Source organism: Curtobacterium sp. C2H10 (assembly GCF_025407985.1).
In the GTDB taxonomy this organism is placed as follows: Bacteria; Actinomycetota; Actinomycetes; order Actinomycetales; family Microbacteriaceae; genus Curtobacterium.
In genome coordinates, this window is the sequence record NZ_JABXGF010000001.1 from 1 (window position 1) to 17,868 (window position 17,868).

The window sequence follows — 17,868 nt, forward strand, 5'->3', positions numbered from 1 at the left end:
CGCCCCGCCCCGCCCCGCCCCGCCCCGCCCCGCACAACGAAAGTCCGTCCGAACCACGCGGGAACGTGGTTCGGACGGACTTCGGTTGTGCGAACGCGATGTGCGCCGCGCCGCCGCGCAGCGGCGTCCGCGCGGCCGCGCCCCGGCGTCAGCGGATCAGAACCACTTCTCGGCGCGGTGGTCCGCCTGGATGCGACGGATCGTGTTCGAGCGGGACCGCAGCACGAGCGAATCCGTGTGGATGACGCCGCGCGACCGGCGGACACCGTCCACGAGCACCCCGTCGGTGACACCGGTGGCGACGAAGAACGTGTTGTCGCCCGTGACCAGGTCGTCCTGGTCGAGGACCTTGTCGAGATCGTGTCCGGCGGCGATCGCCTTCTCGCGCTCCTCGTCGTCCTTCGGCTGGAGCTTGCCGAGGATCACACCGCCGAGCGCCTTGATCGCGCACGCGGTGATGATGCCCTCCGGGGTGCCGCCGACACCGACGCACATGTCGATCGTCGACCCGGGCAGCGCCGCCGCGATGCCACCGGCGACGTCACCGTCGAGCAGCAGCCGGGTGCCGGCACCGGTCGCACGGATCGCACGGATGAGTTCGTCGTGGCGGGGACGGTCGAGGACGGCGATCTGCATGTCCTCGAGGTCCTTGCCCTTCGCCTTCGCGAGCGCACGGATGTTGTCACCGATGGGCTTCTCGAGGTCGAGGACGCCGCGACCCTCGGGGCCGGCGGCGATCTTGTCCATGTAGAACACGGCGGACGGGTCGTACATCGAGCCGCGGTCCGAGACGGCCATCACCGAGATCGCGTTCTGGCGACCCGCGGCGGTCAGCGAGGTGCCGTCGATGGGGTCCACCGCGATGTCGCAGGCCGGGCCGTGCCCGTTGCCGACGTGTTCGCCGTTGTAGAGCATCGGGGCGTTGTCCTTCTCGCCCTCGCCGATGACGACCACGCCGTCGAAGTTCACCGTGCCGAGGAACTTCCGCATCGCGTCGACGGCGGCACCGTCCGCGAGGTTCTTCTCACCACGCCCGACCCACGGCTGCGCACGGATCGCCGCGGCCTCCGTCGCACGCACGAGCTCGAGCGCCAGGTTGCGGTCGGGCTGGAGGAACAGGGAGCCGGTTTCCGTCGTGGGAGTCACGACCGCCAGCCTACCGACCGGCAGCCGACCGACGGTCCGGACAACGGGCCCGTGGACGCATGTGCACGCCGGGCGCGGGCCGACCGCGTAACCCGCACCGCGCCTCCAGTCCGGCTGACTACGATCGGCGGGGACATCACCGAAGTCGAAGGAGATCCACGTGCCCATCGCAACGCCGGAACAGTACGCCGAGATGATCGAACGCGCGAAGGCGGGCAAGTTCGCGTACCCCGCGGTCAACGTGTCCTCGTCGCAGACCATCAACGCGGTCCTCCAGGGCCTGCAGGAGTCCGGCTCGGACGGCATCCTCCAGGTCACGACGGGCGGTGCCGACTACTTCGCCGGCCAGACGATCAAGAACCGCGCCGCCGGTGCCCTCGCGATGGCGAAGTTCGCCCACGAGGTCGCGAAGAACTACGACATCACGGTCGCGCTGCACACCGACCACTGCCCCAAGGACGCCCTCGACGGCTTCGTCCTGCCGCTCATCGCAGCGAGCGAGGAAGAGGTCCGCGCCGGCCGCAACCCGATCTTCCAGTCGCACATGTGGGACGGCTCGGCCGTGCCGCTCGACGAGAACATCGAGATCGCCAAGACCATGATCGAGAAGACGCGGAACATCAACGCGATCCTCGAGGTCGAGATCGGCGTCGTCGGCGGCGAAGAGGACGGCGTCGAGCACGAGGGCACGAACGACGCCCTGTACACGACCCCGAACGACGTCGAGCGGGTCGTCGACGCACTCGGCCTGGGCGACAAGGGCCGCTGGATCGCCGCGCTCACGTTCGGCAACGTGCACGGCGTCTACAAGCCGGGCAACGTCAAGCTCCGCCCCGAGCTCCTCGGCGAGATCCAGGCCTCGGTCGCGGCCAAGCACGGCACCGGCGAGAACCCCCTCGACCTCGTCTTCCACGGTGGCTCCGGCTCGACCGACGACGAGATCCACGAGGCCGTCCGCAACGGCGTCATCAAGATGAACATCGACACGGACACGCAGTACGCGTTCACGCGCTCGATCGCCGACTCGATGTTCCGGAACTACGAGGGCGTCCTGAAGATCGACGGCGAGGTCGGCAACAAGAAGCAGTACGACCCGCGCGCCTGGGGCAAGGTCGCCGAGACCGCCATGGCGGCTCGCGTGGGCGAGGCCGCGAAGGTGCTCGGCTCGGCCGGCCACACCAAGGGCTGACACCCCGAGCAACGGCCTGGAGGAACGGGGCGCGTCCGACGGACGCGCCCCGTTCCGCGTCCGGTCGCCGCCACCGCCGTGCCACGATGGTCGGGTGACCGCCGACGCCATCGCCTCCGACTTCGCCCAGTTCGTCACCGAGTCCCCCACCGCGTTCCACGCGGCAGCGGCCGCCCGGGACCGCCTCGTCGCCGCGGGGTTCGAGGAGCTCGACGAGCTCGGCGCCTGGCCGACGACGCCCGGCGCGTACGTGGTGGTCCGTGACGGTGCCGTCATCGCCTGGCGTCTGCCGTCCGGGGCCACCCCGACCACCCCGTTCCGGATCCTCGGCGCCCACACCGACTCCCCCGGGTTCCGCATCAAGCCGAACCCCGGCGTGCGCACCGGCGGCTGGGAGCAGCTGAACGTCGAGGTCTACGGCGGCGCGCTCCTCTCCACGTGGTTCGACCGTGACCTCCGCATCGCCGGCCGGGTCGTCGACGCGGACGGGACGGTCCGCCTGGTGTCCACCGACGCCGTCGCCCGCATCCCGAACCTCGCGATCCACCTCGACCGCGGCGTGAACGACGGCAAGGAGATCGACCGCCAGCGGCACACCCTGCCGATCGTCGGGGTCGACGGCGACACGGGTGGGACCGACGTGGTGTCGTGGCTGCGCGCCCGGCTCGGTGACGGTGCCGTGTCGTGGGACCTCTTCCTCGCCGACACCCAGGTGCCGGCCCGGATCGGCATCGACCGCGAGTTCCTCGCCTCGGGCCGGATGGACAACCTGACGAGCGTGCACGCCGGACTCCGCGGCATCGTCGAGGCCCCGGCCGACGGCGACCACATCCCCGTGTTCGCGGCGTTCGACCACGAGGAGATCGGGTCCTCGACGCCGTCCGGTGCCGGCGGTCCCTTCCTCGAGGACGTCCTCGGTCGCGTGCAGGAGGGCCTCGGCGCCACCCGTTCCGAAGCCGCGCGGGCGTTCCGTGCCTCGTGGCTGCTGTCGAGCGACGCCGGGCACCTCGTGCACCCGAACCAGCCGGAGAAGCACGACCCCACGAACCGTCCGCGTCCGGGAGCGGGCCCGCTCCTGAAGATCAGCGCGAACCAGCGCTACATGACCGAGGCGAAGGGCGAGGCCGTCTGGGCCACCGCGTGTGCTGCCGCGGGCGTGCCGTGGCAGCCGTTCGTCAACGTGAACACGATCCCGGGCGGCTCGACCATCGGCCCGATCGCGGCGACCCGGCTCGGGATCCCGACGATCGACATCGGCGTCGGGCTCCTGTCGATGCACTCGATCCGCGAGCTCGTGCACGTCGACGACCTCGCGTCCCTGCACGGCGCCGTCGCCGCGTTCCTGGCTGGCTGACGCGGGAGCGCCCGGCGGGCGGGTCAGCCGCCGGCGGCCATCCGCTGCACGTAGGCCGTGAACGCCGGGTCCTGGAAGAGCACGACCATCACCGGCACGATGCCGAGCACCGACGCGACGACACCGCCCACGAGCGGGACCCAGAACGTCCAGCGCCGGGCACGGAGCCGTCGGATCGACCACCAGGCCACGAGCACGAACACCACGACCAGCACGACCGCCCGCACGAGCACGGCGGTCGACAGCGCCGCCGGGTCGGACAGCTCGGTGTACTGGCGCTCCACGAGGGTCCGGATGGTCGAGGCGGTCGTGCCGACGGCGAGGGACTCGACGACCGACCAGAGCCCGATCACGAGCAGCCCGACCGTCAGGACGAAGTCGAGCGGGGTGCGGCCGAAGCGTCCGGCGAGGGGTGTCGGGCGAGCCGTCCCGCCGTCGGCTGCCGGGCCGGGCCGCTGGGCGCCGGCACGGGGATCGCGGTCGCGATCGGGGTGGTCGCGGGTCTCGCGTTCGCCTGCGGCTCGGGAGCGCTCCTCGTGCTCGAGGCGCTCCTGTTCGACGAGCACCGGGTTCACCCAACCGTCGGGCGCGTACTCGCCGTACTGCGGTGCCGGACGGCCGTGGACGCGACCGTGCGCGTCACCGTCAGCCGACGTGGCGGGGGTGCGCCGCGCCTCCTGGCCGAGGGAGGGATCGACGACCTGACCCGGCTCGCGGGCGGGCACCGCGGACCAGCCGTCCGTGCCCCCGCTCACCGTCGACGCCCGCCGAGTGCGCGCGTCGGGTTGCCCGACGCGTCCGTGCGGAGCTCCTTCGGCAGCGAGAACATGAGGTCCTCGTGCGCCGTGACGACCTCTTCCACCGTGGCGTAGCCGGCGTCCGCGAGCTGGTCGAGGACCTCGGTGACGAGCTCTTCCGGCACGCTGGCGCCGCTCGTGACGCCGACGGTGCCGACTCCGGTGAGCCAGTCCTGCTGGATCTCGGCGGCGTAGTCGACGCGGTGTGCGGCCTTCGCGCCGTGCTCCAACGCGACCTCGACCAGGCGGACGCTGTTCGAGGAGTTCGCCGAGCCGACCACGATCACGAGGTCGGCTCCGGGGGCGACCTTCTTGATCGCGACCTGGCGGTTCTGGGTGGCGTAGCAGATGTCGTCGGAGGGCGGGTCCTCGATCGCGGGGAACTTCTCGCGCAGGAGCCGGACGGTCTCCATCGTCTCGTCGACGCTCAGCGTGGTCTGCGAGAGCCAGACGAGGTTCTCGGGGTCGGGGACCTCGAGCGCGGCGACGTCGTCCGGTCCGTTGACCAGGATCGTGCGGTCGGGTGCATGGCCCATGGTGCCCTCGACCTCTTCGTGGCCGGCGTGCCCGATGAGGATGATGGTGCGGTCGGCCTTCGCGAAGCGCGTCGCCTCCCTGTGGACCTTCGTGACGAGCGGGCACGTGGCGTCGATGGCGTGCAGGTCGCGGTCGGCGGCGCCGGCCACCACGGCCGGTGAGACGCCGTGCGCGCTGAAGACCACGTGCGAACCGCGCGGGACCTCGGCGACGTCGTCGACGAAGACCGCTCCGCGCTGCTCGAGCGTCGACACGACGTGGACGTTGTGGACGATCTGCTTGCGCACGTACACGGGCTCGCCGTACTGCTCGAGCGCCTTCTCGACCGCGACCACGGCGCGGTCGACGCCCGCGCAGTACCCGCGGGGGGCGGCGAGCAGGACCTTCTTCGTACCGGCGACCGGTTCGTCCCGCAGCCGGCCGCGCGCCGCGAGGACCCGCGGCGGGGCGAGCGGGACCGTGTGGCCGTTGGTGATCGTCACGTCCCCGATGATAGGTGAGCGGGACGCGCGCGGGCTGAGCGCGCACGGACCTGTGGACAACCCGTCCGGAGCGCGCTGTCACCGGTCTCGGGCAGCATGGACGTCCCGCGTGGAAGGAACGACATTGGCGATCGAACAGGGTCCCCCGACGGCTGACGACCCGTGGCCCGTCGCGCTGCTCGGCGCGAAGCTCCGCGACTGGATCGACCGGCTCGGCACCGCCTGGGTCGAGGGCGAGATCACCCAGTGGAACGTCGCGGGCGGCAACGTCTACGGCAAGCTCAAGGACGTCGACGTCGACGCCACGGTGTCGTTCTCCATCTGGTCGAGCGTGCGCTCCCGGGTCCCCGCGGACATCAAGCAGGGCGACCGGGTCGTCGCGGCCGTCAAGCCGAACTACTGGGTCAAGGGCGGCTCGCTGACGATGCAGGTCGTCGAGATGAAGCACGTCGGACTCGGCGACCTGCTCGAGCGGCTCGAACGCCTGCGCCGCGCCCTCGCCGAGGAAGGGTTGTTCGACCCGTCCCGGAAGAAGCGCCTGCCCTTCCTGCCGCACCGGATCGGGCTGATCACCGGCAAGGACTCCGACGCCGAGAAGGACGTCAAGCGCAACGCCCAGCTCCGGTGGCCGCAGGTCGAGTTCCGGACGGTCCACACGGCCGTGCAGGGCGAGCGCGCCGTGAGCGAGGTCACCGCGGCGATCCTCGAGCTCGACGCCGACCCGACCGTCGACGTCATCATCGTGGCCCGCGGCGGCGGCGACTTCCAGAACCTGCTCGGCTTCAGCGACGAGGGACTCGTCCGTGCCGCGGCCGCTGCGAGCACTCCGATCGTCTCGGCGATCGGGCACGAGGCCGACCGGCCGATCCTCGACGAGGTCGCCGACCTCCGTGCCTCCACCCCGACCGACGCGGCCAAGCGCGTGGTCCCCGACGTCGCCGAGGAACTCGCCAACGTCCGGCAGGCGCGGGCACGACTCGGGCTCCGGTTGTCGCACACCCTCTCGGTCGAGGCGGACCGGATCGCGGCCCTGCGCTCCCGCCCCGCCCTGGCGTCCACCGCGTGGCTCGTCGACACCCGCGCGGAAGAGGTGGCGCGCGACCTCTCCCGCGCCCGTGAACTCCTCGACCGCCGGCTCGAACGCTCCCACTCCGAGGTCGGGCACCTCACCGCCCGGCTCCGGGCGCTGTCGCCGCGGGACACCCTGCGGCGCGGCTACGCGATCGTGCAGACGGCCGACGGCGGCGTGGTGCGGGGCTCGGGGGACCTCAGCGGTGCGACGCCCGTGCACGTGACGCTCGGCGCGGGCACCGCAACCGGGACGCTCGAGCCGGACGGTCCCGGTCCGGACGGGGCCTGACCCCGGTCGACGTCACGGCGGGCGTCGCGGCGGGCGTCGCGGCGGGCGTCGCGGCGGGTGTCGCGGCGGCGAGCGGTCACCACCCGCGGTCGCGCAGCCAGGCCTCGGCGACGCCCGGCCACGCGGCAGCGGTCCCGGTGCCCTCAGCGAGCCCGATCCCGTGCGCGCCACGCTCGAAGACGTGCAGTTCGAACGGCACCGCCCGGCGCGCGAGAGCCTGCCCGTAGCGCAGCGAGTGCGTGACGTGGACGGCCGGGTCCTCGGCGGTGTGCCAGAGGAACGTCGGCGGGGTCGCGCCGTCGACCATGAGCTCCGTGTCGAGCGCCCCCAGCGCCCACACCGTCGCCCCCGTGCCGAGCAGGTTGTCCGCGCTCCCCCGGTGCTGGTGGTCGGTCATCGAGACCACCGGGTAGCAGAGCAGCGCGAGGTCGGGTCGGTCGTCCACGTCCGACACGGCGCGTTCGTCGGGCGTCGGCGCGTTCGAGACGAGGGCAGCGAGGTGGCCACCCGCGGACGAGCCGACCAGCAGGACGCGTGGAGCGGACGGGAGGCCCGGGTACCTTCCGGCGCGCAGGTCCCGCACGAGCGTCCTGGTCGCCACCACGGCGTCGGGGTGCCGGTGCGGGGCGACCGGGTACGCGAAGACCACGGCGGGGATGCCGATCGTGTTGAGCCACCGGGCGTAGCCCTCACCCTCGTGGGCGGCGTGGCCGTGGTACCCGCCGCCGGGCAGGACGAGGGCGACGTCGGGTCGCGCGTCCGCGGGGTCCGGGGCGGTCGGGGCCGGGTACCAGGTCGCGCCGTCGGGGAGGTCCGTCATGCCCCCAGACCCTACGCGGCCGGGAGTTGTCCACGGGTTCGTCCCCGCGGGCGGCACGTCGGTGGGCGCTCGGTAGGATCGAGGGGTGTCATCCCAGCAGGAACCCGAGCAGCCCGACGTCCGGTCGCTGAGCTACGAAGCGGCGCGCGACGAACTCGTGCGCGTCGTCGCCGAGCTCGAACAGGGATCGGCCACGCTCGAACGCTCGCTGTCCCTGTGGGAACGGGGCGAGTCCCTGGCCGCCCGGTGCGAAGAGTGGCTCGTCGGCGCCCGGGCCCGGCTCGACGCCGCACGCGCCGCGTCCGAGTCCGAGGACGGCGCAGCGCGATGACCGACGCCGACGGCCGCCCGATCGTCGCCGAGCTGGGCCGCCCCGAGACACCGGAGGAGACCTGGGCGCGCAAGGACGCTGCCCGCACCGCCCGGCGGCAGCACCAGACCGCGTTCAACCTCGTGCTCGCACTCATCGCGTCGCTCGGCATCGTGCTGTTCCTCGTCGCGGTCGTCGTGCGTCCGGACACCACGATCGGCGACCGGACGGTCGACTTTCGCCAGGTGGCCTCGCAGGCCCAGGTGCCGGGCGTCACGCTCGCCGCGCCCGCGTTGCCGAGGGACTTCTCGTCCAACCGTGCCGACTACCAGGACAAGACGTCCGACGGGGTGAGCGTCTGGACCGTCGGCCTGCTCACGCCGGACAAGCAGTACATCGGCCTGCAGCAGGGCATCGACGCGAACGCGACCTGGGTGTCGAACGAGCTCGACCAGCACGCCGCCACGGGCACCCGCACGATCGCCGGGACGAAGTGGACCGTGTACGACCGCCGGGCCGAGGGCGACGACGCGGGCAACCAGGCGTACTCGCTCGTGTCGACGTTCGACCAGGGCACCGTCGTCCTGTCCGGCACCGCCGACGACACCTCCTTCCGGACCGTCGCGACCGCCGTCAGCAAGCAGTTCGCGAACTGACGAGCCAAGACCCGCCGCAGCAGCAGCACGACCACGACCCGAACCACCCGAAGCACCCGAGGAGCCCCATGCCCGACCGCGCCGCCTCCACCCCGTCCGACGCCCTCCGACTCCTCGTCGAGGGCAACGCCCGCTTCGCCGCCGACAAGCGCCGCACCGGCCGGATCGACCCGGACCGCCGCTCGGAGCTCGCCGGGTCGCAGGCACCGTTCGCCACCGTCCTCGGCTGCTCGGACTCCCGCGTGCCGTTCGAGCACGTGTTCGACGCCGGCATCGGTGACCTCTTCGCCATCCGCAACGCCGGCCAGATCGTCGACGACGTCGTGCTCGGATCGATCGAGTTCGCCGTCGTCGCGCTCGGCACGCCGCTCGTGGTCGTCCTCCGGCACACCAAGTGCGGCGCCGTCGCGGCCGCCCGCTCCGGCGAGCCCGTCCCCGCCCCGCACCTGCAGGCCCTCGTCGACGCCATCGCCCCGAGCGTCGAGCGCGTCCGCACCACCGACGCCGACGTCCCCCAGGAATCCGTCGGCGCCGCCCACCTCGAAGCCACGCTCCGTCAGGTGATCGAACGCTCCGGCGCCGTCTCGGACGCGATCGCCGAGGGTAGATTGGCCGTCGTCGGCGCGACCTACGACCTCACCACGGGCGAGGTCGCCGTCGACACCGTCGTGGGCCAGGCCTGACCGACCGCCACGACGACCCGTCCCGGACACCATCGGGACACCCACCAGCCGGCGCGACCGCGGCCGGCGAGCACCCCAGGAAGGACCACGACGACGTGACCGACACCACCCCGACCACCGTGACCGACAGCTCCGGCGAGTACCGCATCGAGCACGACACCATGGGCGAGGTCCGGGTGCCGGTGTCCGCGCTCTACCGGGCGCAGACGCAGCGTGCGGTGGAGAACTTCCCGATCTCCGGGAGCGGGCTCGAGTCGGCCCAGATCGTCGCCCTCGCCCGGATCAAGCGGGCGGCCGCGATCGTCAACGGTGAGCTCGGCATCGTCGACCCGACCCTGGCCGCTGCCGTGGTCGAGGCGGCGGACACCATCATCGGTGGCGCCCACCACGACCAGTTCCCCGTCGACGTCTACCAGACCGGCAGCGGGACCTCGTCGAACATGAACATGAACGAGGTCCTCGCGACCCTCGCGTCCGAGGTCGCCGGTGCCCCGGTGCACCCGAACGACCACGTGAACGCCTCGCAGTCCTCGAACGACGTGTTCCCGACGTCGGTGCACGTCGCCGTGACCGAGGCCCTCATCCGCACGCTCGTCCCGGCGCTCGAGCACCTCGCCGAGTCGCTCGAGGCGAAGGCCACGCTCTGGGCCGACGCGGTGAAGTCCGGCCGCACGCACCTCATGGACGCCACGCCCGTCACCCTCGGGCAGGAGTTCGGCGGCTACGCGCGCCAGGTCCGTCTCGGCATCGAGCGGGTGAACGCGACGCTCCCCCGCGTGGCCGAGGTCCCGCTCGGCGGCACGGCCGTCGGCACCGGGATCAACACGCCGAAGGGCTTCCCGCAGCGGGTGATCGCCCAGCTCGCGAGCGACACCGGGCTGCCCGTCACCGAGGCGCTCGACCACTTCGAGGCGCAGGGCGCCCGGGACGCCCTGGTCGAGGCGTCCGGAGCGCTCAAGGTCATCGCGGTCAGCCTGACGAAGATCAACAACGACCTCCGGTGGATGGGCTCGGGGCCGAACACGGGCCTCGGCGAACTGCACATCCCGGACCTCCAGCCCGGCTCGTCGATCATGCCCGGCAAGGTCAACCCCGTCATCCCCGAGGCCACGCTCATGGTCGCCGCACGCGTGATCGGCAACGACGCCACCATCGCGTGGGCGGGCGCCTCCGGTGCGTTCGAGCTGAACGTCGCGATCCCCGTGATGGGCACCGCGCTGCTCGAGTCGATCCGCCTGCTCGCGAACAGCTCGCGGGTGCTCGCCGACAAGACGATCGACGGGCTCGAGGCGAACCTCGACCGCGCCCGCGCGTTCGCCGAGTCCTCGCCGTCCATCGTCACCCCGCTCAACCGCGTGATCGGGTACGAGGCGGCGGCGAAGGTCGCGAAGTTCGCGGTGCAGGAAGGCGTCACCGTGCGCGAGGCCGTGATCGCACTCGGCCACGTCGAGCGGGGCGAGGTCACCGAGGAGCAGCTCGACAGCGCCCTCGACGTGCTCAGCATGACGCACCCGAACTGACGCACCCCGTCACGGACAGGAGGCGCGGTGCCAGCTGGCACCGCGCCTCCTGTCCGTCAGGTTGTTCGGAACCACGAAACCGACATCGAACCAGCATCCAGGGCCGGTTCGACGTCGGTTTCGTGGTTTGACGCGCAGCGTGCCGCGCGCCGCCGCTAGACCAGGTCGGGCGAGTCGAGCATCTCCGTCACCAGCGCCGCGATCGCGGACCGCTCCGAGCGCGTCAGCGTCACGTGCGCGAACAGCGGGTGTCCCTTGAGCCGCTCGATCACCGACGCGACCCCGTCGTGCCGACCGACCCGCAGGTTGTCACGCTGCGCCACGTCGTGCGTGAGGACCACCCGCGAGTTCTGCCCGATGCGGGACAGCATCGTGAGCAGCACGTTCCGCTCGAGCGACTGCGCCTCGTCCACGATCACGAACGCGTCGTGCAGGGAGCGCCCGCGGATGTGCGTCAGCGGGAGTACCTCGAGCATGCCCCGCTCGACGACCTCGTCGAGGACGTTGTCGGAGACCAGTGCGCCGAGCGTGTCGTACACCGCCTGTGCCCACGGGTTCATCTTCTCGGACGCGTCGCCCGGCAGGTACCCGAGCTCCTGGCCGCCCACCGCGTAGAGCGGCCGGAACACCATGATCTTCTTGTGCTGCTGGCGTTCGAGGACGGCCTCGAGACCGGCGCAGAGCGCGAGCGCCGACTTGCCCGTGCCGGCGCTGCCGCCGAGGGAGACGATGCCGATCTCCGGGTCGAGCAGCGCGTCGATCGCGAGCCGCTGTTCGGCGGAGCGCCCGCGGAGGCCGAAGACCTCGCGGTCGCCACGCACCAGCGCCACCGCGCCGGCGGTGTGCACCCGGCCGAGGGCGGAGCCGCGCTCGGAGTGGATGACGACGCCGGTGTTGACCGGGACGCCGTCGAGCTGCGACGAGCGGATCTCCTCCTTCTCGTAGAGGTCGGACATCTGCTCGCCGGACACCTGCAGGTCGGCGATCCCCGTGTACCCGGAGTCGACCGCGAGCTCGGCGCGGTACTCCTCGGCCGCCATGCCGATCGAGGACGCCTTGACGCGCAGCGGCAGGTCCTTCGACACGACGACCACGTCGAGTCCGTCGTTCTTGAGGTTCGAGGCGACCGCGAGGATCCGCGAGTCGTTGTCGCCGAGCTGCAGCCCGGACGGGAGGACGGACTGGTTCGAGTGGTTCAGCTCGACCCGGAACGAGCCGCCGTCGCCGATCGCGATCGGGAAGTCGAGCCGCTCGTGCTCGATCCGGAGCTCGTCGAGGAGTCGGAGTGCCTGCCGGGCGAAGTACCCGATCTCCGGGTCGTTGCGCTTGGACTCCAGTTCGCTGACGACCACGACGGGCAGGACCACCGCGTGCTCCGCGAAGCGGAACAGTGCCCGCGGATCGCTGAGGAGCACCGAGGTGTCGAGCACGTACGTGCGCTGGGCGACCGATGTGGACGAGTCCGCGGTGTGCTGCTGCTGTGTTCCGCGAGAGACGTTCTGAGAGGTCACGACCACTCCATCCCCGGGCCGCGCTCGGCCCGGTCCATGTCCTCGAACGCGGCCGTGGAGCGGGTCTGCGAAGCACCGACTGTGGCCGCTTCGATCGGGCGCGGTGCCCGATGGGGACAAGCTACGTCCGACCCCCGACACGGCACCAGCGACACGCGGTTCCCCGAGTTACGGTCACGTGAACAACGCGGCCGCTACTGCATCGTGGCGTACGACAGGCAGGCGTCGCGGAACATGTCGAGCGTCTCGTCCGTGGTGGACGCGAACACCGACACCCGCGCGACCCCGAGCCGCGTCGTGACCGTCACGCCGTGGTTGTGGAACGCCGCGGACAGCGCGGTGAGCCGTCCCTGCGGCGGTCGGAGCACCACGATCCCGGCGCGCTCCCGGGGGTCGCGGCTGGACTCGACGGAGAGGCCGAACTCGTCGGCGATGTCGAACACCCGCTCGACCCGGTCGGTGACCCGCTCCTGCACGGCGGCGACACCGACCGCCGTGAGCCGGTCGAGCGACACCGCCAGGCGTGCCTGGGACACCGGGTCGGTGCGGGTCATCTGGAAGCCGGCGGCACCCGGACGGACCGACGGGACCTCGGTCGGCCACCCGGTCGTGCCGTGCGGGCCGGACAGTGCGGGCCGGAGGCGGTTCAGGGCACGGTCGCTGAACGCGGTGAACCCGGTCCCCCACCCGGCGTGCAGCCACTTCTGGCCGCCGGTCGCGACGACGTCGGCGAGCTCGTACGGGGCGTCGACCACGCCGAAGCCCTGGATGGCGTCGACGATGAGGAGGCGGTCGCCGATGACCTCGCGGATGGCGGCGAGGTCAGCGAGGTAGCCGGTCTGCCAGTCGACGAGCGAGACGGCGACCGCGGTGACGTCGTCGGACAGGCGCGACTCGATGAGCGACGGCGTCATCCACCCGGCGCCGGACTCGATCACGACGGGCTGCACGCGACCACCTGTGGCCGAGGCGGCACTCGCGAGGGCCAACGGCAGCGAGGGGTACTCGTCGGCGGAGACGAGCACGCCTCCGGTGAGCCCGAACGCGGTGTGCAGGAGCCCGGGCGTCGTGGCGGTCTGCGAGACCACCTGGTCCTCGCGCCGGCCGACGAGCCGTGCGGCGACGGTGCGGACCCGGGCGTCCTGCTCGTCGAGCGTCTCCATGGCGCCGAAGCGCATGTGCTCCTGGATCGTCCCGAGCACGCGCTGCTCCTCGAGGACCGCGGTCTGGACGGGACCGAACGCGGCGTGGTCGAGGTAGCCGGGCTCCTCGGCGAAGCCTGAGGCGTACTCGGCGATGTTCACAGGGGCAACCTTCCGTGGGACGAAAACCCTGTGAGTCTACTGGGATGAACGGCCGACAGCCGCCGCAGTGCGGGGAACGGCGGTCGTCAGCCGCCGTACCGGCGGGACCGCAACCCGAAGTCGCGGACGGCGCGCAGGAAGTCGACCTCGCGCAGGTCCGGGTAGAGCGCCTCGACGAAGTAGAACTCGCTGTGCGCGCTCTGCCACAGCATGAAGTCCGACAACCGCTGTTCGCCCGACGTCCGGATGACCAGGTCGGGGTCCGGCTGCCCCTGGGTGTAGAGGTGGTCACCGATGAGCTCGGGCGTGAGGACCTCGGCCAGGGTGTCGAGCGTGCCGCCGCCCTCGTCGTGCGCCTGCACGATGCTGCGCATGGCGTCCGCGATCTCCCGACGGCCGCCGTAGCCGACCGCGAGGTTCACGTGCAGCCCGGTGTGCTCCGCCGTGCGCTGCTCGGCGGCGGAGAGCGCGGCGACGAGGGGCTCGGGCAGGCCCTCGTTCGAGCCGACGTGCTGGACCCGCCAGTCCCGGTGGTCGGCCAGGGTCCCCGCGAGGTCGGCGATGATGCCGACGAGCTGCTCGAGTTCGTCGCCGCCACGACCCTTGAGGTTGTCGGACGACAGCAGGTAGAGCGTCACGACCTCGATGCCGAGGTCGTCGCACCACGTCAGGAACTCCGGGATCTTCGCGGCGCCCGCGCGGTGCCCGTGCGCGGCGGACTCGAGACCGAGCTGCTTCGCCCAGCGACGGTTGCCGTCCACGATCATGGCGACGTGCTTCGGCATCGCCGAGCCGTCGATCTGCCGGCGGATCCGGTTCTGGTAGGCGCGGTAGAGGATCCCTCGTCCTGCCCATCCCACCCTGCCGGTCACGGAACGAACATAGTGCACGGTGCCTCGGAGCGAGCCGCGTTCCCCGGGCCGTCCGCCCGTGTTCGGCGTTCGTTCGGCATCGGCCCCTACGGTCGGACCATGCAGGCCGAGCACGACACCGGGACCCTCCCCCACGTCCCCTTCACCGACGAGGCCGCGAGCACCGCGACCGCCGGACGGACGACCGCCAGCGCGTCCGAACCCCGGCCCGCGTGGCGCGGTTGGATCCACCTCGGGGCGTTCCCGTTCGCCATCGCGATGGGCATCGTGCTCATCGTCCTCGCGGGCTCACCCGCGGCGAAGGTGGGCAGCGCCGTGTTCATGGCGACGTCGCTCGCGATGTTCGGCGTCTCGGCGACCTACCACCGGTTCCCCTGGGGCCCGACGGTCAAGGCGGTGCTCAAGCGCATCGACCACACGAACATCCTGCTGCTCATCGCCGGCACGTACACACCCGTGGCGATCTGCGCCCTGCCGCACACCCTGATGGTCGTGGTGCTCTGGGTGATGTGGTCCGGCGCGGCGCTCGGCATCGCCTTCCGGGTCCTCTGGATCGGGGCGCCCCGGTGGCTCTACGTGCCGATCTACCTCGTGCTCGGCTGCGCGGCGCTCGGGTTGCTGCCGCAGTTCTTCGCCGCGAGCGTCCCGATGACGGTCCTCGTGCTCTCCGGCGGCGTGGCCTACATCCTCGGTGCGCTCGTGTACGGCTTCAAGCGGCCGAACCCGTCGCCGACGGTGTTCGGCTTCCACGAGGTCTTCCACGCACTCACGGTCGTCGCGTTCGCCGCCCAGTGGGCGGGTGTCCTCATCGTGGCGCTGGACCCGGTGCGCTGACCGCGACGGTCCGTCGGACGGGAGGCGCGGGTCGGGCCCGCACCGTGCCTCCCGTCCCGCACACACGCGGGTCCACCGCACAGATCGCGTCAGCCGCGCCGGTCGCGTCAGCCGCGCCCGTGGCGTCAGCCGCGCTCGGTGTCGTCCCCGACGCCGGCCCGGCCGTCCTCGGCCGCACGCCGCTCCGGCTCGTCCGTCGCGACGCCGTCGCGATCGATGCCGTCACGGTCGACGCCGTCACGATCGCCACCCGCGGTGCCGTTCGCCTCGGCCTCGAGCCGCTCCCGGATCTCCGCCCGGTAGCGGGTCCGCCGGATGCGCCGCGTCATGTCGATCACGAGCAGGATCGTCACGATGGCCACGACCGCGATCGCGATGAAGCCCGCGACCCCGGGCGTCACGTCGACGTCCGGGACGCTCGAGGTCGGGCTCTGGCTGGGGGTCGCGGCGAGTGCCGCGTGGAGGGTGCTCACGCAGTGGTGTCCTTGTCGGCAGGGATCCCCGCGAACAGGTCGGACTCGGGGAGCTCGGTCGGCACGCGGGCCTCGACGAGCTGGTAGTCCTCGGTCGGCCACACCGTCGCGAGGAGGTCGTTCGGCCAGTAGAAGAAGGCGCTGTCCGGCGGCACCTGGCTCGCGTGGGCCCGGAGCGCCGCGTCACGCGCGTCGAAGTACTCGTGCACGTCGACGTGGGTCGTGGCGAGGTCGGGCCGGTCGGCGAACCGTTCGACCCACTCGCGCAGCTGCTCGACCGCCGGGCTGTCCGGGTCGCGTTCCTGCAGGGCCTCGAAGACCGTCCGGAAGCGCCGGGGGTTCATGGTGCGCTCGTAGTAGAGCTTCGCGACGGACCACGCGGGCCCGGCGTCGGGGTACTTCTCGGGGTCCGCGGCGTCGCGCCAGGCGGCCACCGAGACCTCGTGCGTCCGGATGTGGTCCGGGTGCGGGTAGCCGCCGTTCTCGTCGTAGGTGACGAGCACGTGCGGGCGGAAGCGCCGGATGACCCGCACGAGGGCCTCGGTCGAGTACTCGAGCGGCACCGTCGAGAAGGTGCCGGGGCGGACCGTCTCGCCCTTGTCGGCGTCGGGCAGGCCGGAGTCGTGGTACCCGAGCCACAGGTGGTCGATGCCGAGCGCCGCCTGGGCCCCGGCCATCTCGGTGCGGCGGTACCCGGCCATGTCGCGGTGCGCCCGGCTCGTGGCGGGCTCGCCGAGCTGGTCGTTGAGGATGTCCCCCGCCTCGCCGCCCGTGCAGGAGACCACGAGGACCTCGTTGCCCTCGGCCGCGTACTTCGCCGCGGTCGCCGCTCCCTTGCTCGACTCGTCGTCGGGATGGGCGTGGACGGCCATCAAGCGGTACGGCACTGGTCTTCCTCACTGATCGCGTGGCAGCACACAGTGTCACGTGAACTACCCTGGGATCAGGATAATCACCCCGGGAGCCCCGAACTGTCCGAACCGCAGCACCAACCGGCACCTCAGCCGTCCGCCAGCACCACCGCGACGCTGGACGACCGCTACGGCCGCACCCCCGGACGCGCTCGTCGCACGCGGCTGATCGGGATCGTCGCCGCTGCCGCCGTCGCCCTGGTGTTCATCGTCTGGGTGGTCTGGGCCGGTCCCGGGCAGACCAGCCACGGCCTCGACACCGACGACGTCGGGTACCAGGTCGTCTCCGACCACCAGGTGGTCGTGCACACGCAGATCTCCGTCGACCCCGGCACGGTCGCGAAGTGCGCCGTCCAGGTCCTCGACAAGTCGTACACGATCGTCGGCTGGCGCGAGATCCGGGTGCCGGCATCCGATCAGCGCGTCCGGAGCATCAGCACGCCCGTGAACACCGTGTCACGCGGTGTGACCGGCTTGATCCACGACTGCTGGGTTCCCTAGACTGCTGTGATTCGCGGACAAGACCGGCCACACCGGCCGGTCTTGTTCTTTGCTGAAGGGAATCACCATGAGCAACGACACCCAGGTCACGTGGCTGACGCAAGAGGCGCACGACCGCCTCACGGCCGAGCTCGAGACGCTGTCCGGTGAAGGTCGCCAGGAGATCGCGAACCGCATCGAAGCCGCTCGCGAAGAGGGCGACCTCAAGGAGAACGGCGGCTACCACGCCGCCAAGGACGAGCAGGGCAAGATCGAGGCCCGCATCCGTCAGCTCACCGAGCTCCTCAAGCACGCCACCGTCGGCGAAGCGGACTTCGACGGCACCGTCGAGCCCGGCACCGTGGTGACCGCCGTCATCGCCGGTGACGAGTCGACGTTCCTGGTCGGCAACCGCGAGATCGTCGGCGAGGGCTCGGACCTCACCGTCTACAGCCCGGTCAGCCCGGTGGGCGCGGCCATCGTCGGCCTGCGCGCCGGCGAGAAGGCCACGTACACCGCGCCCAACGGCAAGGAGATCGCCGTCGAGGTGACGAAGGTCGAGCGCTACGAGCCGTAGACGCCACCCTTGACGGACAGGAGGCGCGGTGCCAGCTGGCACCGCGCCTCCT

The 17,868-nt window shown here is 71.8% G+C and carries 19 protein-coding genes; 10 read left to right on the plus strand and 9 right to left on the minus strand.

Annotated elements, in window-relative coordinates; genetic code table 11:
* Positions 1–156: 156 nt before the first annotated feature.
* Positions 157–1,146: a class II fructose-bisphosphatase gene (glpX, locus tag HWD93_RS00005; protein WP_079238384.1), complete on the minus strand. Its 990-nt coding sequence runs from the start codon at positions 1,144–1,146 to the stop codon at positions 157–159.
* Positions 1,147–1,306: 160 nt separating this feature from the next.
* On the opposite strand from glpX, the gene fbaA reads away from it, so the two are divergent.
* Positions 1,307–2,335 carry a class II fructose-bisphosphate aldolase gene (gene fbaA, locus HWD93_RS00010; protein ID WP_261645652.1) on the plus strand — a complete coding sequence of 343 codons (1,029 nt, stop codon included), beginning with the start codon at positions 1,307–1,309 and terminating at the stop codon, positions 2,333–2,335.
* Positions 2,336–2,429: 94 nt separating this feature from the next.
* Positions 2,430–3,689, plus strand: a complete 1,260-nt coding sequence (locus HWD93_RS00015; RefSeq protein WP_071302380.1) for a M18 family aminopeptidase — start codon at positions 2,430–2,432, stop codon at positions 3,687–3,689.
* 23 nt (positions 3,690–3,712) lie between these two features.
* Here HWD93_RS00015 and HWD93_RS00020 read toward each other — a convergent pair whose 3' ends face one another.
* Together HWD93_RS00020 and HWD93_RS00025 are read right to left on the minus strand one after the other, a co-directional pair.
* Positions 3,713–4,444, minus strand: a complete 732-nt coding sequence (locus tag HWD93_RS00020; protein ID WP_261645653.1) for a DUF6264 family protein — start codon at positions 4,442–4,444, stop codon at positions 3,713–3,715.
* Positions 4,441–5,505, minus strand: a complete 1,065-nt coding sequence (locus tag HWD93_RS00025) for a 4-hydroxy-3-methylbut-2-enyl diphosphate reductase (RefSeq protein WP_083295030.1) — start codon at positions 5,503–5,505, stop codon at positions 4,441–4,443. The genes HWD93_RS00020 and HWD93_RS00025 overlap by 4 nt, the downstream gene beginning before the upstream one ends.
* A gap of 124 nt (positions 5,506–5,629) precedes the next feature.
* On the opposite strand from HWD93_RS00025, the gene xseA reads away from it, so the two are divergent.
* The gene (gene xseA, locus HWD93_RS00030; RefSeq protein ID WP_261645654.1) at positions 5,630–6,865 is read left to right on the plus strand and encodes an exodeoxyribonuclease VII large subunit; all 1,236 of its coding nucleotides are present in this window, start codon (positions 5,630–5,632) and stop codon (positions 6,863–6,865) included.
* 76 nt (positions 6,866–6,941) lie between these two features.
* On the opposite strand, the gene HWD93_RS00035 is transcribed toward xseA, so the two are convergent.
* On the minus strand, positions 6,942–7,685 hold the full coding sequence (locus HWD93_RS00035; RefSeq protein WP_261645655.1) for an alpha/beta hydrolase: 744 nt from the start codon (positions 7,683–7,685) through the stop codon (positions 6,942–6,944).
* Positions 7,686–7,770: 85 nt separating this feature from the next.
* Between HWD93_RS00035 and HWD93_RS00040 the strand changes: the two genes are divergently transcribed.
* From HWD93_RS00040 to HWD93_RS00055, 4 genes are all read left to right on the plus strand, one after another.
* Entirely contained in the window at positions 7,771–8,016 is a 246-nt protein-coding gene (locus tag HWD93_RS00040) for an exodeoxyribonuclease VII small subunit (RefSeq protein ID WP_022906010.1), read from the plus strand.
* Positions 8,013–8,651: a DUF4245 domain-containing protein gene (locus tag HWD93_RS00045; protein ID WP_261645656.1), complete on the plus strand. Its 639-nt coding sequence runs from the start codon at positions 8,013–8,015 to the stop codon at positions 8,649–8,651. Before HWD93_RS00040 ends, HWD93_RS00045 begins: the two co-directional genes overlap by 4 nt.
* A gap of 68 nt (positions 8,652–8,719) precedes the next feature.
* Positions 8,720–9,334: a carbonic anhydrase gene (locus HWD93_RS00050; RefSeq protein ID WP_070416758.1), complete on the plus strand. Its 615-nt coding sequence runs from the start codon at positions 8,720–8,722 to the stop codon at positions 9,332–9,334.
* Between the two features lie 119 nt (positions 9,335–9,453).
* Positions 9,454–10,854: an aspartate ammonia-lyase gene (locus tag HWD93_RS00055; protein ID WP_092384906.1), complete on the plus strand. Its 1,401-nt coding sequence runs from the start codon at positions 9,454–9,456 to the stop codon at positions 10,852–10,854.
* Positions 10,855–11,009: 155 nt separating this feature from the next.
* Here the strand turns inward: HWD93_RS00055 and HWD93_RS00060 are convergent, their stop codons facing one another.
* From HWD93_RS00060 to HWD93_RS00070, 3 genes are all read right to left on the minus strand, one after another.
* Positions 11,010–12,371 (minus strand): PhoH family protein, encoded by a 1,362-nt coding sequence (locus HWD93_RS00060; RefSeq protein WP_175473660.1) that lies wholly within the window; start codon positions 12,369–12,371, stop codon positions 11,010–11,012.
* 188 nt (positions 12,372–12,559) lie between these two features.
* Positions 12,560–13,669 (minus strand): aminotransferase class V-fold PLP-dependent enzyme, encoded by a 1,110-nt coding sequence (locus HWD93_RS00065; RefSeq protein ID WP_071294707.1) that lies wholly within the window; start codon positions 13,667–13,669, stop codon positions 12,560–12,562.
* 86 nt (positions 13,670–13,755) lie between these two features.
* Complete coding sequence (locus HWD93_RS00070; protein WP_229085150.1) at positions 13,756–14,541, minus strand: isoprenyl transferase; 786 nt, start codon at positions 14,539–14,541, stop codon at positions 13,756–13,758.
* 99 nt (positions 14,542–14,640) lie between these two features.
* On the opposite strand from HWD93_RS00070, the gene HWD93_RS00075 reads away from it, so the two are divergent.
* Positions 14,641–15,375 (plus strand): hemolysin III family protein, encoded by a 735-nt coding sequence (locus HWD93_RS00075; protein WP_070419188.1) that lies wholly within the window; start codon positions 14,641–14,643, stop codon positions 15,373–15,375.
* Between the two features lie 125 nt (positions 15,376–15,500).
* Here the strand turns inward: HWD93_RS00075 and HWD93_RS00080 are convergent, their stop codons facing one another.
* On the minus strand, positions 15,501–15,848 hold the full coding sequence (locus tag HWD93_RS00080) for a hypothetical protein (RefSeq protein ID WP_261645657.1): 348 nt from the start codon (positions 15,846–15,848) through the stop codon (positions 15,501–15,503).
* The gene (mca, locus tag HWD93_RS00085) at positions 15,845–16,735 is read right to left on the minus strand and encodes a mycothiol conjugate amidase Mca (RefSeq protein WP_139201848.1); all 891 of its coding nucleotides are present in this window, start codon (positions 16,733–16,735) and stop codon (positions 15,845–15,847) included. The genes HWD93_RS00080 and mca overlap by 4 nt, the downstream gene beginning before the upstream one ends.
* A gap of 33 nt (positions 16,736–16,768) precedes the next feature.
* Here mca and HWD93_RS00090 point away from each other — a divergent pair, with 33 nt between their 5' ends.
* On the plus strand, positions 16,769–17,260 hold the full coding sequence (locus HWD93_RS00090) for a DUF4307 domain-containing protein (protein ID WP_175473661.1): 492 nt from the start codon (positions 16,769–16,771) through the stop codon (positions 17,258–17,260).
* Positions 17,261–17,327: 67 nt separating this feature from the next.
* Entirely contained in the window at positions 17,328–17,816 is a 489-nt protein-coding gene (gene greA, locus HWD93_RS00095; RefSeq protein WP_070416763.1) for a transcription elongation factor GreA, read from the plus strand.
* Positions 17,817–17,868 lie beyond the last annotated feature (52 nt).